This window comes from Richelia intracellularis HH01, from assembly GCF_000350105.1.
Lineage (GTDB): Bacteria > Cyanobacteriota > Cyanobacteriia > Cyanobacteriales > Nostocaceae > Richelia > Richelia intracellularis.
Genome location: NZ_CAIY01000001.1, coordinates 1 through 17,635, shown reverse-complemented (window position 1 = coordinate 17,635; position 17,635 = coordinate 1). Strand labels below are relative to the sequence as shown.

General features: G+C 35.4%; 12 protein-coding genes and 1 tRNA gene. 11 read left to right on the top strand and 2 right to left on the bottom strand.

All coding sequences use genetic code 11. The features are described 5' to 3' along the window. Nucleotides 1–894 precede the first annotated feature (894 nt). The 6 genes from pdhA (at nt 895) to thiL (ending at nt 8,220) form a co-directional block, all read left to right on the top strand. On the top strand, nt 895–1,923 hold the full coding sequence (pdhA, locus tag RINTHH_RS00065) for a pyruvate dehydrogenase (acetyl-transferring) E1 component subunit alpha (RefSeq protein WP_008231351.1): 1,029 nt from the start codon (nt 895–897) through the stop codon (nt 1,921–1,923). An 820-nt stretch (nt 1,924–2,743) separates the two neighbouring features. Next, complete coding sequence (locus RINTHH_RS00060) at nt 2,744–3,601, top strand: aldose epimerase family protein (RefSeq protein WP_008231350.1); 858 nt, start codon at nt 2,744–2,746, stop codon at nt 3,599–3,601. Nucleotides 3,602–3,659: 58 nt separating this feature from the next. Further along, nucleotides 3,660–3,731 (top strand) — tRNA-Lys (locus tag RINTHH_RS00055). A 372-nt stretch (nt 3,732–4,103) separates the two neighbouring features. Then, nucleotides 4,104–5,183 (top strand): class II fructose-bisphosphate aldolase, encoded by a 1,080-nt coding sequence (fba, locus tag RINTHH_RS00050; RefSeq protein WP_008231348.1) that lies wholly within the window; start codon nt 4,104–4,106, stop codon nt 5,181–5,183. 436 nt (nt 5,184–5,619) lie between these two features. After that, nucleotides 5,620–6,834: a peptidylprolyl isomerase gene (locus RINTHH_RS00045; protein ID WP_008231346.1), complete on the top strand. Its 1,215-nt coding sequence runs from the start codon at nt 5,620–5,622 to the stop codon at nt 6,832–6,834. Between the two features lie 378 nt (nt 6,835–7,212). Next, the gene (gene thiL, locus RINTHH_RS00040) at nt 7,213–8,220 is read left to right on the top strand and encodes a thiamine-phosphate kinase (protein ID WP_008231343.1); all 1,008 of its coding nucleotides are present in this window, start codon (nt 7,213–7,215) and stop codon (nt 8,218–8,220) included. A gap of 44 nt (nt 8,221–8,264) precedes the next feature. Here thiL and RINTHH_RS00035 read toward each other — a convergent pair whose 3' ends face one another. Further along, nucleotides 8,265–9,278: a type I glyceraldehyde-3-phosphate dehydrogenase gene (locus RINTHH_RS00035; protein WP_008231341.1), complete on the bottom strand. Its 1,014-nt coding sequence runs from the start codon at nt 9,276–9,278 to the stop codon at nt 8,265–8,267. A gap of 999 nt (nt 9,279–10,277) precedes the next feature. Between RINTHH_RS00035 and murC the strand changes: the two genes are divergently transcribed. From murC to RINTHH_RS00015, 4 genes are all read left to right on the top strand, one after another. After that, on the top strand, nt 10,278–11,747 hold the full coding sequence (murC, locus tag RINTHH_RS00030) for a UDP-N-acetylmuramate--L-alanine ligase (RefSeq protein ID WP_008231339.1): 1,470 nt from the start codon (nt 10,278–10,280) through the stop codon (nt 11,745–11,747). 175 nt (nt 11,748–11,922) lie between these two features. Further along, nucleotides 11,923–12,921: a UDP-N-acetylmuramate dehydrogenase gene (murB, locus tag RINTHH_RS00025; protein ID WP_008231338.1), complete on the top strand. Its 999-nt coding sequence runs from the start codon at nt 11,923–11,925 to the stop codon at nt 12,919–12,921. A 219-nt stretch (nt 12,922–13,140) separates the two neighbouring features. Continuing rightward, a complete protein-coding gene (locus RINTHH_RS00020) occupies nt 13,141–13,488 on the top strand; it encodes a YbaB/EbfC family nucleoid-associated protein (RefSeq protein ID WP_008231336.1) in 348 nt (115 codons plus the stop codon). 67 nt (nt 13,489–13,555) lie between these two features. Continuing rightward, a complete protein-coding gene (locus tag RINTHH_RS00015; RefSeq protein ID WP_044304250.1) occupies nt 13,556–14,041 on the top strand; it encodes a low molecular weight protein-tyrosine-phosphatase in 486 nt (161 codons plus the stop codon). A gap of 613 nt (nt 14,042–14,654) precedes the next feature. Here RINTHH_RS00015 and ubiE read toward each other — a convergent pair. Continuing rightward, complete coding sequence (gene ubiE / locus RINTHH_RS00010) at nt 14,655–15,362, bottom strand: bifunctional demethylmenaquinone methyltransferase/2-methoxy-6-polyprenyl-1,4-benzoquinol methylase UbiE (RefSeq protein WP_008231329.1); 708 nt, start codon at nt 15,360–15,362, stop codon at nt 14,655–14,657. 1,176 nt (nt 15,363–16,538) lie between these two features. Between ubiE and RINTHH_RS00005 the strand changes: the two genes are divergently transcribed. Next, nucleotides 16,539–17,015 carry a hypothetical protein gene (locus RINTHH_RS00005; RefSeq protein ID WP_008231328.1) on the top strand — a complete coding sequence of 159 codons (477 nt, stop codon included), beginning with the start codon at nt 16,539–16,541 and terminating at the stop codon, nt 17,013–17,015. Nucleotides 17,016–17,635: the final 620 nt, after the last annotated feature.

The following is a 17,635-nucleotide window of genomic DNA, read 5'->3' as shown; positions in this document are numbered from 1 at the left end:
AGCTACTTCCCCTGCAGCGTGATTCATAACAACTCATCTATAGCATTCCAAGCATGTTAAAAATTGCTATAGTCTCTACCGGCAAGTTTACCTGACTAAGCTGTTGTAATAACAACCTGATGGATTCTATGTTAAACATTAAGTGTTGTTCTCTTGTATGGTCAATGATTTATGTCATTTATTTTGCCAGTAATAAATGTGTTTCATTGGGAGCTTCTACTCGTTGCAGATAAATTAATAGAAACAAAATAGCATTAGCCCGAGTTTTGATTCTACAGGTACAAAAACTGACCAGCAAGTTTCTTCAGTCAGCAACTACGCCCAATCTGTAATTATAGAATTCTGAAATATTGTAGGTTTTTGATTGTTTCATTACAATGGGTGTTAATTCATTACATAACAAGATATATGCTATGACTTTCACTTGATATGTTCACTTTCAGGAAGCGATTAACATAATACCATGAAGAACTAGCAATTGCAATTTTATAGTGGAATATACTGAATTTCTCAGTGGCGAATGAAAATGTTAGTAACTATGCAGAAATAATTGATGGCAAACTGCTAGCTTTAAAGAGCAGAATGGTGCTTGTCTCACCATTCTTAAATTATAGGGTTTCAGGATCCAACGCAGTGAATGCCTACAGGGTTTTTGTTGAAAAAACATATAAGGGCTTACACACTAAAAATTAGGCATAATCAGGTAAAATCAACCAGTCCTGGCAGGGACTAGAATAGACCCAAAACCAATCTCAAGCTACTAGTGTTAGCCTGTATAGGTCTCAACTAATAAATTTTTGACTGTCCTCAGCAAGAAAATTAACTTGCCGAAGGGGTAAAGTCATACCTTAGAATAGTACTTATTAAATTTTACAGAAGGGATATACAAAATCAATGGTTAGAGAACGCATACCCCCTAAATTTGACGCTTCCAACACGCAAATGACTAAATCTGAAGCCATTGAATTATATCGAGATATGGTTTTAGGACGTACATTTGAGGACAAGTGCGCCGAGATGTATTATCGGGGAAAAATGTTTGGGTTTGTTCACTTGTACAATGGGCAAGAAGCTGTTTCCAGTGGTATCATCCGGGGGGCGATGCAGCCAGGAAGTGATTATGTATGTAGTACATACCGTGACCATGTTCATGCCTTAAGTGCAGGTGTCCCCCCTAAGGAGGTCATGTCTGAATTATTTGGTAAGATTACAGGCTGTAGTAAGGGCCGGGGTGGTTCTATGCATATGTTCTCATCAGAACATCGTCTCTTAGGTGGTTATGCCTTCGTTGCTGAGGGTATTCCAGTAGCTGCCGGTGCCGCCTTTCAGTCCAAGTATCGGCGGGAAGTGTTGGGTGATAAAAGTGCAGACCAAGTTACTGCAGCATTTTTTGGGGATGGAGCTTGCAATAATGGTCAATTCTTTGAAACATTAAATATGGCTGCTTTATGGAAGTTACCAATTATTTTTGTGGTGGAGAATAATAAATGGGCAATTGGTATGTCTCATGAAAGGGCAACTTCTAACCCTGAAATTTATAAAAAAGCCACCATGTTTAACATGACGGGTGTAGAAGTAGATGGAATGGATGTGATAGCTGTTCGTGCTGTTGCCCAGGAGGCAGTTGCGCGTGCTCGTGCAGGGGATGGACCCACTTTAATTGAGGCTTTAACGTACCGTTTTCGAGGGCACTCACTTGCAGATCCTGATGAGTTGCGGAGTAAATCGGAAAAGGAAGAGTGGCTATTACGTGATCCAATTAAGAAGTTTGCAGCTTATGTCACTGAGATAGGTCTAGCCACCCAAGAAGAACTGAAGGCTATTGATATTCAAATTCAAGAGTTAATTGAAGAAGCAGTTGAATTTGCTGAAAGCAGTCCCGAGCCAGATGCACAAGATTTATATCGTTTTGTATTTGCTTAGTAAGGAGACACAAGGAGTTATTAATTTTGATGAACAACAAGTATATTTATGCTAATTTAAGACCTAGCCTCGTATACATTTACCTTGCTTTCGAGTTGGAGAATGTTAATATTTCCCAGTAAATGTACTATCTCAAATTACTATAGTACAGACGGAACCTAATAAAACAGACTTCTAGGGCTTTAACATTAAAGATTCTACTGGTCATCTTGGTAAAATATAAGGACAGACCCAAAATTATAGCCAAAAGTAGTATTTGAAGATTCCCTAAAGGTAATAACTCATGTTAATTATCTCATCTTCATCTAAATGACATATTAGTATGTAAGTATTTTAGATAATAAAATAATTCATACTCCAAAATGGGTTATACCAAGATCTAATAGGCTAGCAATCATGCCTTGCTACCTAAGTTAGTTTTTGTGGTGTTAATTCCTTGGCTTGTTCCTGCCTTATTATAACCACATTGGATTCCTAGAGTATAAACAGTTATTGCCAATTACACAGAAATTTTCTGCAACAGCCGCTATCTAAGCAAATGAAGATTATGAGCAAAGTTGTTACAGAGAATTTCCATGTTCCTTATAGCAGAATTATGAGAGATTTCAATAATAACTGGCTGCCTAATTAGCTTTTTACTCACACAAACTGGGTTCTGGAATCAGAAGCATTGACAAATTAATGATGATACACATTCATATTTGCATTGTTTAGGTTAAGCTTTCATCATGTCTCTCATAAGTTTACTATTTATTTCGTAATAGTTGCCTGGGGGGCCTTCATGCAATGTATTGTGTTATTTTAAAATACTCTAAGTACTATGGTTTCTATTTCTATTGCTGAAAAACAATACAAAATTTATACCATTGCGGACGAAATGAGTAATTCTCAAATAGAAGTAGTCCCTGAAAGAGGTGCCATCATAACAGGTTGGCAGGTACAAGGCAGGGAAATACTTTACTTAGATGAAGAACGTTTTGCCAATCCAGCATTGAGTATTAGAGGGGGAATTCCCATACTATTTCCCATCTGTGGCAATTTGCCTAACAACATTTATACTTATAAAGGGAATCAATATATCCTTAAACAGCATGGTTTTGCTCGTGATTTACCTTGGGAAATAGACCTATCAACAGAGTGGCCGACCCTATCACTTTCTAGTAATCATCATACTAAGGCTATTTATCCTTTTGATTTCCAATTAGTTTTCACGTATAAGATTCAGCAAAATGTACTGGAAATTCATCAGGAATATAAAAACCTTGGTTATGAGCCAATGCCATTCTCAGCAGGATTTCACCCATATTTTCTGATTACCAATAAAAGTCGACTAGAACTAGATATTCCCGCTCAGACATATCAAAATCAAATTACCAAGGAAACTCTTCCTTTTAATGGCGTATTTGACTTTGATATGTCTGAAATTGATTTTGTATTTAAGGATATTAGTAGCCACTCTATCACAACAACAGATTATGATCGTAAATTTAAATTAACCTTAGATAGTAGTTATATTTTCTCTACTCTAGTCTTTTGGACAGTTAAAAATAAATATTATTACTGTCTTGAGCCTTGGACAGCTCCCCGTAATGCCATAAATACAGGGGAAAAACTAACAATTTTAGAACCAGGAACAAGTTGCAAAAGTAATATTAAGCTCACTGCAAATTTTTTCTGAACCTATTTACAAAACTCAAGGAAGTAGTGTTACAATAGTGGGGACATAACGACATGGTGGGTCGCTAACTCAACGGTAGAGTACTCGGCTTTTAACCGATTAGTTCTGGGTTCGAATCCCAGGCGACCCATAAATCTACTATTTTTATAATATGCATAGTTAGAAGCTTCAATAGTATCAAAGTTGAAAATGATTGCTAGGTAAGAATTTAGAAGTAGAAAGTAAAGACATTTTGCCGTTGGCAGTTACGAGTTATCCGGTTAAACAATGACTTTCCAACTGATAAATCCATTGCTACATAAGTTAATCAGTCCTATACTATTTGCAGAAAACCCTTTGCATTCAATGGTACTTAGAGCAAACTTATCGACCATAAATACACATGAATAGTTATAATTTCTGATGAGTTGAAAATCATCTGAAGACAAGCATAACGATTATTTACGTTTGTCTTAGGAAGACAACCAGATAATACATATGACAAAACTTAGGAGGATTATTTATGGGGCTCATACCAATGCGACTGCTTTTGGATCACGCTGCTGAGAATGATTATGGTATTCCAGCCTTCAACGTGAATAATATGGAGCAGATACAAGCAATTATGCAGGCTGCTAGTGACACAGACAGCCCCATAATCTTACAGGCTTCTCGTGGTGCTCGTAAGTATGCCGGGGAAAACTTCCTACGACACTTGATTTTAGCGGCGGTAGAAACTTATCCTCATCTCCCCATTGCTATGCACCAAGATCATGGTAATGAGCCAGCAACTTGTTATTCAGCAATAAAGAATGGCTTTACTAGCGTAATGATGGATGGTTCCTTAGAGGCTGATGCAAAAACTCCTGGCAGCTATGATTACAATGTTAATGTTACTCGTGAAGTAGTGAAAGTGGCTCACTCACTAGGTGTCAGCGTTGAAGGAGAACTAGGGTGTTTGGGGTCTCTAGAAACTGGGATGGGTGATAAAGAGGATGGTCATGGTTTTGAAGGTAAATTAGATAAGGAACAACTATTAACCAATCCTGATCAAGCTGTTGATTTTGTACAGCAAACCCAAGTAGATGCATTAGCTGTAGCTATTGGTACTAGCCATGGTGCTTATAAATTTACCCGCAAGCCTACTGGAGAAATTCTGGCAATCAGCCGTATTGAAGAAATTCATCGTCGTTTACCCAATACTCACTTAGTAATGCATGGTTCCTCCTCTGTACCTGAGGATTTAATTGCTTTGATAAACCAGTATGGTGGTACTATCCCTGAAACATACGGTGTGCCCGTAGAAGAAATTCAAAAGGGTATTAAGAGTGGTGTACGTAAAGTAAATATAGATACTGATAACCGCTTAGCTATTACTGCAGCCGTACGAGAAGCTTTAGCATCAAATTCCAAAGAATTTGATCCCCGTCATTTTCTCAAACCTTCTATTAAATATATGCAAAAGGTTTGTACTGATCGCTACCAGCAATTTGATACTGCTGGTAATGCCAGCAAGATCAAACAAGTATCTGTTGATATGTTTGCCATTAAGTATGCCAGAGGCGAACTCGATGCTGTTACCAAACAAGTAATAAAAGCCTAAGTCCTAACTAATCTTAAACATTAAAAAGTTCCCAGAAATGTAAAGGTACCGTAACACTGTATCTTTGCATTTCTCTTTATGTTTTTTGGTATGCTATTGCCCAATTAACACACTGTGAATATCAAAATTCATTGAAAGTCTATGATGCCATACTAAAGTTCATATTATTCAATATAAATAAACCCTAACCAATTTAAATTTATAAGCCAAATCTCTTAGAAGTCTTTATGAGAATAGCAATAAACAATGTAATAGTTTCTACCTGTTGATATATATTTTAAGTAAACAGAAGGTTTTGAATTTTATTTCTACTGTATAAAATACTAAACTGTGATAAACGACAAATGGTATTCCCTATTTTCAATTTATATGTCTAAGTGATAATACTGCTAATACTATGGGAAGATTATTGATGGATTCACCTAGATAAAATCTGATGCTTTATTTGAGCTATCTTATGTTCAAATCATTAAAATTCTGGTTATACAGGTTACATAATATTAATACATCTCTTCTTAGAGATATATTAATATGTTGGTTTCGTCCGGTATTATTTTTGAGCGGAACTAAAGTAGTAAAGTTGAAAATTGTACTACTATTCATAATATTTTTAGGTGTGGGTGCAGTAGGATGGACAAACCCTAGTTATGCTGGATTACCAGCTGGAAACGCAATTACTGATGGAAAGGCTTTGTTACGTTATGCTCTGCCAATTAATAACCAGGCTATACGAAATTTACAAATCCATTTGGAAGATATATCCAACCAAATAAGAGCCAATCGCCGTTGGAATGCCATATCTAAAGATATAAGCAAAGCATTAAATATATTGGATAAGCCAAATGAAATTATTAGAGATATACCTCAGATATATAATATCCAGGCGGAGGATTTAATTAAAGAATTGAAAGATGGAGTCGTTAACTTACAAAAATTCATCCCAACGAAAAATAAAGATAAAATATTACAAGAACGTTCTCAACTGCTTTATCTTGTAGGTAAGTTGGAAGAGTTAATGATTCAAGATTTCCCCTTTGAAGTACCAGAGAAATATAGTAATCTCCCTCAACTAAAAGGCCGTGCTACTATTGAAATTGAAACAATTAAGGGTGATATTACCATGGTAGTAGATGGTTATAGTGCACCCATTACAGCTGGTAACTTTGTTGATTTAGTGCAACGTGGTTTTTATGATGGTTTAGAGTTTACTCGTGCTGAAGAATCATATGTTGTGCAAACTGGCGATCCTCCAGGAGAGGAATTTGGGTTTGTAGACACCAAAACTAAACAGTACCGTTTCATTCCTTTAGAAATTTTGGTGGATGGGGATAATAAACCGTTGTATGGCAATACTTTTGAACAAGCTGGCCTTTATACTAAATTACCGCAACTACCCTTCTCAGCTTATGGCACAGTTGCTATGGCTCATGCAGAGGTAGATGTGAATAATGCCTCCTCACAATTTTTCTTCTTGTTGTTTGATTCAGAGCTAACCCCTGCTGGCCGTAATATTTTAGATGGGCAGTACTCTGTATTCGGTTATGTAACTCAAGGAAAGGAGGTGTTGGGTAAAATTAGAGCTGGTGATAAAATTATGGCCGCGAAGGTTATTAGTGGTGGTGAAAAGCTCATACAACCAAAGGCAGCTTAGTATTAGTATATATGTACGATAATTGATTCATTGGTTTAGGTTCAGTTTGTTAAATGAAGCTAAATTTGATCTTTGATGTATTCTTGTTAGCCTAAACTTTTAAGCATTAATTAAGGATGCAGGGAAGTACGAGTACCAACATCAAGAAATTGATATCTTTACCCATTAAACAAATTTATTTACACATGAACAAATAAACCCTATTTTTTGAGCCTACTTCAGTAGGCTTTATTTATCAGTTAAGTCATAATTGAAAGGGCTAATAGGTAAGTTACTCTTAAATGAATCTCAATAAAATTGTCGTGTTTTCACCCTAATTCCCAAGGTCAATTTTGTTGAGTTATTTCTATATTGGCATAACTAAACCCTCAATCTAGAATGAAAATATCAGATATTGGTGAGCATAAATTATTACAATTAATCTACAAGTACTGCCCTAAAGATGCTGTAGGGGATGATGCTGCCATTTTAAACCCTATACCTGATTGCTCCCTAGTTGTCACAACTGATGTATTAGTTGATAAAGTTCACTTCAGTAAAATGACTACCAGCCCTTTCGATGTAGGTTGGCGAGGAGTAGCAGCCAATTTATCAGATATAGCAGCTATGGGGGCTTCACCTTTGGGAATTACCGTTGGTTTAGGACTACCTGGTGATGTGGATATAAGTTGGGTAGATGATTTATATCAGGGAATGACAGCTTGCCTACAAGCGTATAATACTCCTATTGTAGGTGGTGACTTGGTACGTTCGAGTGTTATTTTCCTTGCTATTACTGCCTTTGGCCAAGTATGCCCAACACGAATTATCCGCCGTAATTGTGCCAGAGTAGGAGATGCAATTATTGTTACTGGACAGCATGGAGCCTCACGTGGGGGTTTAGAATTATTGTTAAATCCTGAGATTGGGAGTTGTATTTCCTATAATGACCAACAGGTTTTGATCAATTCTCACCTGCGTCCAAAGCCCAGATTAGATGTTATTGAACACTTATGGGAAGTTTTAAATTCAGAATCTCTATTATCTGTAGCAGGTATGGATAGCAGTGATGGTTTAGCAGATACAATCCAACAAATTTGCCACCAGAGTGGAGTAGGTGCAGTAATAGAAATCGATAATATTACCTTCCCACCAGTATTTCATCAATGGTTGAGTAAAGATAAAATTTGGGAGTATGTTTTTTATGGGGGAGAAGATTTTCAATTAGTGTTGTGTATGGCACCAAAAGCAGCCCAAAAACTAGTGCAAAAACTAAATAAAAATGCTGCCATCATCGGTGTAATCACAGAAGGCTCCAAAATCATATTACAGGATATACAATTCCCAGAAAAATACCCCGACCTCGTTATAAGCCGTGATCGAGGATTTCAACACTTTGCCAATTAAGATTCAGAATGGTAAAAAATATTACCTTTCTTGATAGTTTCTGACTACCATTTGCTAGCTACCAATTCAGCCAAGTCTACAACTCTCTGACTATAACCCCACTCGTTGTCATACCAAGCCATAACCTTAACCATATCACCGCCCATAACCATGGTTAAACTTGCATCAACAATAGAAGAAGCATCTGTCCCCTGGTGATCGCAAGAAACAAGGGGTAATTCACAATAATCAAGGACTTCCTTAAGTTTTTCTTCAGATGCGTTTTTGAATTCCTGGTTTACTTCTTCAGTAATAGTAGGCTTTTTCACCTGAACTACAAAATCTACCATAGAAACATTAGGAGTAGGAACACGCAGTGCAATACCATTTAATTTACCCTTGAGTTCCGGTAGCACTAATGCAACAGCTTTAGCAGCACCAGTGGAAGTAGGCACAATATTAACAGCTGCTGCACGAGCACGACGAGGATCCCTATGAGAAGCATCTAATAAGCGCTGGTCACCAGTGTAACTATGGGTAGTAGTCATAGTACCTTTGATAATCCCAAATTTTTCATGTAAAACCTTGGCAACAGGAGCTAAACAGTTGGTTGTACAACTAGCATTACTGATAACTTGATACTTTTTAGGGTCATAGTCTTGGTCATTTACACCAATCACAAAAGTACCAACATTACCACCTTTACCAGGAGCTGTAATTAGTACTTTTTTTGCTCCAGCACTAACATGCTTGAGGGCCCCTTCTTCTGAAGTGAAAACCCCTGTGGATTCAATAATAAGGTCAACATTCCACTCCTTCCAGGGCAAGTTTTCTGGATTACGATCAGATACGCACTTAATTGTTTTACCATTAACAATTAATGAATTTTTATCGGCTTGAATGTCATTATCTTTTAATTTCCCAAGCATGGAATCATACTTGAGCAGAAGAGCATTTGTTTTAGGATCTGATGTGTCATTAATGGCAACTAAGTCTAAATTGCTATTTTCTCTACCCAACCAGCACCGCATGAAGTTACGTCCGATGCGCCCGAAACCGTTGATTGCAACTCTAATCACAGCGTCTTGCCCTCTGCTTGATTATGCTTAAATAAAATTCTTATTGACCCCAATCATATCGCAAACAGAGAAGTATTTATAACCATAAACTGCTATTTTTTGAAAAAAGAAAAATTTTTCCGTGTAAATATACCTGCAAAACTTGCAGTTACTACTGAGGTTTAGACTGGATTTTAGGTCTTGGCCAAGCCCAATTGAACATAAGTTGGGGGCTAGATATTAAAACTCATTAAATATTAAGCATTTTGAATCCTGAAGGTGTATTTGGTTATTTTTATTTTTGTAGATTTTGAGTCGTTTAATATCAAACTGAACTATTCAAAAAATTCCGTGGGCTCAGAATAATAACTAAAGGTAATGGATCAAGGCAATTTCTTGATTGAATTCATACTGATTTTAATCGCCTGTACAATTGAATATCTGCAAGTGATTACTACGAAAATATTAAGTAGCACTTAATCAAACTGATTCCAAGTAAATGTGCAGCAATTACTACTATATTTTGATTAATATCAAGCAAAGTATAAATTTAATTCACTCTGTGAAATTTATACGCACTGCTTAACTCTATAAAGTGTTTTTATTCTTAATTATTAGGTGTTGTAAGTAATTAATTATTGTGTTTATGAACTACCCAGCACTAAATTTTTAGGTGTAAAACTTGACTTAATTAACACTCTTTACTTATTTAAGTATAGCTTTAAATACAATTATAGTTAACTTGTAGTAGCTGGTTTACAAATGTTGAATTGAGAATATGCTTAGGATTTATATACATAACTGCAGTGATTTTTTAGAATAAATATAATACTGATTCAGTAATAACAACTAAAATATGGCAGTAAAAATATTATTGAATAAGTAAATACAAAATGTAAAGAAATCATTTATCCTAAATATGAAAATTGTAGGGGTACAGTATCGGTGGAAAACAAAAGCCTGTTATGATACGCGTGTCATTTGTGATCATTATGTGGTGTGGTGTTTGAGGAATAATTGATGAGCAACTCTGTAGATTTTGACGGTAGACCATTTCATTTTATTGGTATTGGTGGTATTGGAATGTCAGCATTAGCTTATGTATTGGCAAACAAGCAACTACCAGTTTCGGGCTCAGATAAGTATCCTAATCACATAACAAAGCGTTTAGAATCTATTGGGGTTAATATTTTTGATCGACAAGAAGCTAATAATCTGCTATTTTTTCGATCACCAACACCAACATCCACAAATGAAGTATACCTAGAAAAACAAGGAAAAATACATAATATTGAACAGGGAATGACACCACAAGTTGTCTGTTCTACAGCTATTAACAATAATAATTCAGAATATAAGGCAGCCTTAGAATTAGGATGCCCAATTTTTCACCGCTCTGATGTTCTCGCAGCATTAATAGCTCTCCATCATAGCATTGCAGTTGCTGGAACCCATGGGAAAACTACCACTAGTAGTTTGGTAGGATATATGTTGCTAGAAACGGGTCTAGACCCCACCATAATTGTAGGTGGTGAAGTAAATGCTTGGAAAGGAAATGCAAGAGTTGGACAAAGCCAATATTTAGTAGCTGAAGCGGACGAATCTGACGGTTCTCTCATAAAACATAGCCCTAAAATAGGTATTATTACTAATATTGAGTTGGATCATCCAGATCACTATGAGACATTAGAAGAAGTGGTGGATATTTTCCTAAAGTTTGCCAAACAGTGTGAAATTGTTGTGGGCTGTAATGATTGCTCTACAGTACGTAATCGCTTAAAACCAACCATCAGCTACAGTATTCATTCTAATACTGATGCTGATTATAGTGTAACTGATATTGATTACCATGCTGAGGGGACTACGGCATTGGTTTGGGAAAAAGGAACAGTTCTAGGAGTATTAAAATTATGCTTGCTTGGTCATCATAACTTGAGTAATGCTCTCGCAGCAGTTGCAATTGGGCGTAATCTTGGTTTGGAATTTGAAGATATAGCCAAAGGACTAGCTTCTTTTATTGGTGCCAGAAGACGTTTTGAATTACGGGGTGAAGTCAATGGTATTACGTTCATTGATGATTATGCACATCATCCCAGCGAAATTCGGGTAACTCTGGCTGCTGCAAAATTGCTCTTGCAACCAGGGGAGAGAATAGTTGTTGTATTCCAACCTCATCGTTATAGTCGTACCCTAACTTTTTTATATGAATTTGCCCAATCCTTTGCTTTTGCCGATGCAGTAGTTATAACTAAAATTTACAGTGCTGGAGAAGCAGATTTAGGACTAGTTAGTGGGGAAAAATTGGCAAAGGAAATTGGTAAATACCATAAGCAAGTGATTTACCAGCCCAGTTTGACAAACGTGTGTGATTGTCTATTACAGACACTGTGTCCAGGGGATTTAACACTATTTCTAGGAGCGGGTAATTTAAATCAGGTAATTCCTGAAGTCATTAACACACTTCGCCAACCGGCTACGGCTACATCCTAGGGGAGCTATTATACTTACATGGCCTTAGGTTTATTCCAAAAGTAAAACCTATAGATTTTGTATCCAAGTTTGTTCACATAATTTACGTATTATCCGTATAACAAGTGCTATACAAATTGACGTTATAACCATATAACTACGGTAAAAATTGTTAAAATTAACACTGATTCAAAATATGACAATCTCTCAGACAACTGCAAGTGTCTGCTCAATTGCTAGTATAAAATCAAGTTCACGGGCTACAGACAAATTAAGTCGGCTGAAAGACATTTACTTACCAGGTACAGACTGTGGAATTAAAACTCAGGTATCTCTATCGGGATGCACCTCCTATCGGGTTGGTGGTCCGGCCGAATACTATACTGCCCCGCGTAGTTTGGAATCTTTAAAGACAAGTATTGAATATGCTAGAAATTATCAATTGCCAATTACAGTAATCGGTTCTGGCTCCAATTTATTAATTAGTGATCGCGGTATATCTGGGTTAGTACTTGTAACTCGCCATTTACGATACAGCAAATTTGATCCAGAAACTGGTCAATTAAGTGTAGCTGCAGGTGAGTCTATTCCTAGTTTGGCATGGGAAGCTGCTGGATTAGGTTGGCGGGGATTAGAATGGTCTGTAGGTATTCCTGGGACTATTGGTGGAGCTGTAGTAATGAATGCAGGGGCTCATGCAAGCTCCATCGCAGATATTTTGCTCAGTGTCCAAGTTCTATCTCCTGATGGAACTTTAGAAGCTTTGACTCCCAAGCAGTTGGGTTATAGATATCGCACTTCTAATTTGCAAGGAAGTAATCGCATAGTTACCCAAGCAGTTTTCCAATTACAACCAGGGGCAGATCCAGCTGAATTGTTGGCAATTACTAAAGAATATAAAAGACATCGTCTTAGTACCCAGCCATATGATAAGCCTAGTTGTGGTAGTGTGTTCCGTAATCCTAATCCCCATGGTGCAGGGTGGCTAATTGAACAAACTGGTCTTAAAGGATTTCAAATAGGTAAGGCCCAAGTAGCTCAGCGTCATGCCAATTTTATTGTTAACTGCGGCGGAGCTACTGCTGGTGACATATTTCGTCTCATTCGCCACATTCAGTACAAGGTCCAAGAACAGTGGTCTATTTGGTTAGAACCAGAAGTCAAAATGATTGGAGAATTCTCAGCAATTAGCTAAAATCGTCTATCAAGACTGTTGGTAATCATGGGATTATGAGTATGTAACAATATGGAGTTATACTCCACGTATTTGCTCAAAAGCAAATAGTAAAGTGTTTCAAGTATTTACAATCCACAATAAAGTGAAAATCAAAAGCGTTATGGGGAAAGAACAAATTACTTCCCACATCTATAATTGAATTTAATCTGTGATCTAAAGCACACTTGGATAAAAATTATGACAGGAAAAGGACAAGGATTTGGCTTTGGCTTGGGAAAAATGAAGGAATTAGCTGATGCTTTTAAAAAAGCACAGCAGGTTCAAGAAGGCGCGAAGCAACTCCAAGAAGAATTGGAGCAAATGGAAATTATTGGTGAAGCTAATAATGGCCTAATTAAGGTAATTGTCAGTGGCAACCAAGAACCTAGACGGGTAGAAATCTCCCCTGATGCTCTCAATAAGGGTGCAGAAGTACTTTCAAGCCTAGTCACAGTAGCAATGAAAGACGCTTACAATAAATCTACTGCTACCATGCGAGAAAGGATGGAAGACCTAACAGGTGGTTTGGAATTACCTGGACTATAGTAACTATTTATTTGTCATTGATCTTTATTTCTTATTAATGGTCAATGGCAAACAATCAAATCAGTTTATGGCTTATAAATTATTATTTGTCTGCTTAGGCAATATTTGTCGATCACCATCGGCAGAAAATATTATGAATCACCTAATTTTGCAGTCAGGACTAACAGAACGTATTATCTGCGATTCTGCTGGCACATCTGGCTACCATATTGGTAATTCTCCTGATCAACGAATGAGTGCAACAGCTATACGGAAATTAGGTTTCCCACTCGTAGGTAAAGCACGTCAGTTTCAAATTTCAGACTTTCAAGAGTTCAATTTGATATTGGCAATGGATTTGGATAACTATAAAAATATTCTATCTCTCAATCCTACAGGGGGAGAGCACAAACATAAAGTTCATCTTATATGTGATTTCTGTTCTCAGTATAAACTCAAAGAAGTGCCTGACCCATATTATGGTGACTATGAGGGTTTTGATCAGGTAATAGATTTACTAGTAGATGGTTGTAGAGGACTTTTAGAGTATATTCTTAGTCAAGGATTAATTTAGCTCCGATTTGTGTGACAATGATTGCTAACTTATACTGTACCAATGGTATTGATTTCTAACTATTGGTGAGACATCTTTAATGATTACCAATTTTGCTTTATTTAAGACTCCCATAGAATTTTGCCTTGACTTTTTATACTAATCAATAATTAAAGAATATTAACTTTACTATGCACCATTATTATATTAAGGAAACAAAAGAAATTGCTGATAATTACAATAATTTTATACGGTGCTCATCTCAAGTCAAATGATTAATCATAAAACTAAAGAAAGAATATCCTCATAATATTAACTTGATTATTTCTGATAGGAGTTATCTCCATGAATCCTGTAAATAACCTAATAAAATCCTGCTATACTGGATAATTTTTTAGTAATGGCTACACCATATTTTTGTTCACTTCTGTAGATAGTTGGATAGGATCAAAATAATATCTTCATGGCTATATCATTAATTATTGGCATATTGGCTACCAACAGTGGAAGTCTACACCACCAGATGTTTGATATTTAGGCTTGATATTGTTTGGCATTTTTTATTAATGTTAATTACAAGTTTTAATATTCAGTATTACCGCTCTTACAATTAACTACAAAGCTAACAATTCATCTATCTAAATTTAGTCACTACTAGTACTCCCATCATGTCATTAACAATGGAGTAATGGGTTGCCTGGGTAAAACCAACTTTTAAGGCAATTTCTACTTGCTCTTTACCTCTGGGAAAACAGTCTAAACTGGATTTAATATAAGTATATTCTTCTTGATATCCTATCCAACTCCCCACAGGAACAACTATATTATCAAGGTACCAGTTTTGAAACCCGATTGCTAAGTTACTTTGGGGTCTGTGAAAATCTAAAATGGCCGCCTTTTTGCCTGGTTTAAGAACGCGGTGGACTTCTTTCATGCATTGAGGTATGTCTTTCACATTTCTGAGCCCATATGCCATAGTGATTGCATCAAAGGTATTATTGTCAAGGGGTAGTTGTAAGGCATCCCCTTCTATCCAATTTATGGGGGAGGCATGATACTCTTTACGGGAACGTTTTTGTGCGATTGCTAATTGAGCAGCAGAAAAATCTACCCCATATACTAATCCCTTTTTACCTATATGCCTAGTTAATTTAAATACTAAATCACCACTACCACAACATAAATCCAGACAAGTATCTCCTAGTTTTGCTCCACTCCATTTTACTGTCATTTCTTTCCAAATATGGTGTTGTCCGAAACTTAACCAATCATTCAAATCGTCATAAATGGGGGCAATTTGGTCAAACATATTACGTATTTCGTTAGATGAAGTCGTAATCATTAGTTCCTCTGTAAAGAATAAATTTTAAATATTTGTACACTAATAAATATCCATTATAATCCAAAGGTAATTATCACCAGTGATACCAATAAATTAATACTTTACAATTCATTTTACTTTCCAGTAAGGTATAGTATTTTCTCACTATATAATTAACAATTTAAATTGCTTTACACTAGATTTTCATGACAAGTATCAAAGATACTTATGTATAAGTATCTTTGATACTTGAAAAGCATTTACTTATACCTGTTATTTTTCTAATAATTTCTAATATTTATTAAGTTTTGAAATAGTATACTTTCGGCTAAGTAATTTTCTTTTTTTTAGAAAATTACTGTTGAGGTTACTGGAATAGCATTTTCTAATATCTTTTAAAGATAATTATCTACTATTAAGTATTAGCATTATTTAATCAAGCTCATCATTTAAATATTCCTAGTATATCTACTTAGATATTAGTCTATTTTATGCTTTGCTTAGGTAAATCATGGATTTTAAAATTCTGTCTAACGCTGTTTTCATTCATTATGTTTCCAAAATTTTATAATTGTGGAGCTATTACAGGTAATTTACATTTTCTCAATTTTCTCAATTGATCAAAAAATAATCATTATTAGATACAGAATTATTCATAAGATATCAATTAGTATCTATATATATCTTTTGTCTGAAACTCAAAGAAATAATAAATAGTTAGTAGCTAAAATTAAATGGGAAATGAGAAGGGTGGAAAAACTCACCATATATTCATAGTGTATTCTTAATATTTGTCTTCAAAACCGACCCTATTGCTCATATGAGAGAAATTCAAATCTCTTAGGGGGCTATTTTATTATTACTTATTAAGTATAGAAATGAGTTTTTCAATCTGAGCTGATTGTTTCTTCCTCATAAGAGGTATTTTTAATATCTATCTACTTGCTAAAAACCATTGTTATCTAATTACCTAATCTATCTAATAAGTTTGGATCTTTTTATATCTATAGTTTATACTAATACTTGAATGAAATACCTCAGAATTGATACTTGTTTGTATGCATTATCATCTCTATTTTTATATCCAAATTATGTCAATTTAATTCCAAATAGTATTTAAGGATCAGAGATTTACTGTACAATGGGATTCCTCAACTGGTAATAATAGCTGTTTTTAGGCTAGTTTTTGTTTAGATTATGGTTCAGTACACTCTTGCTCAAAGTCCAGAAATTATACTCTCAGTCCCTGGGAGAGATTCCGCCAAAGCCCGTGATAAAGCCATGGATCAGTTAATAGAACTAATGGAAGAGGGTAAACTACCCAGTGAATTGGAGGATGGATTCAGTCCACAACAATTAGTTGAAGTAAAAGAACCCAGTAATGTGACTAACAGCGAAGAAGAAGAAGTTACCCAAGCTGTTCAAATTCTCAGCAATTTGGCAACATTAAAGTTAAAGGTTCAAGAATCACGCACTGAGGCCCTGGAAATACGCAAAGCTATTGATATCCTGTTTTCAGATGATGCTATCACACATGAGGGGATTATCAGTTTGAGAGAGGGGTTTAAAGTTCTTAAAAGCTTTGCCCAAGCAAATCTACGCTACCAGGAAGCCCGAGTCAAAGCAGAGGAAGCCCGACATATACTAGATCGAGCCTTAAAATCACCAGAATAGTTAATAAGATTAGGATAGATGCTTGTAAAGCAGCTATATTAAACTATTATTCCTATGTTTAATATGAGGATTTAAAATTATTTCTTATAGGGAAAATTTATTCTTTATCAGTAGAAGTGATAAATCATAACTATGCTTTCCTAAAAAAATCATGTTACTATTTATTTAAGTTACTTGTTAAAACATTAAAAAACATTTTCTAATGTAAAATTAATATTAGGTAATAATAATACTTGTATGAAAATACTAAAATAATCCTAGGCAAGTTGGAATTAGGATTTTTATAATGCTTATCATATGTAGGACTATAGTAGATATAATTAGCATCTGATCTTTTTATTTTCTAATTTTAAGTATTCTAATTTCTCTTATATTTTCTGCCTTCACTCAAATGTATTTATGACTTTCTTTTATTTTTAGGATTAAAGCCAAAGTTATGAACTTAAAGTAATGGTTATTTCTCTTAAAATCTCTCTTAGGCATAATCTTAGTGGATTCTTCCATGTAAGAGATATATATTATACTTTGTCTATTTTATCTATTCTAATAACAGCAGGATATATTTTTCTTATCTTAATTATCTTCTAATATAGGGTTTTATTTATCTAATTCTATTACTG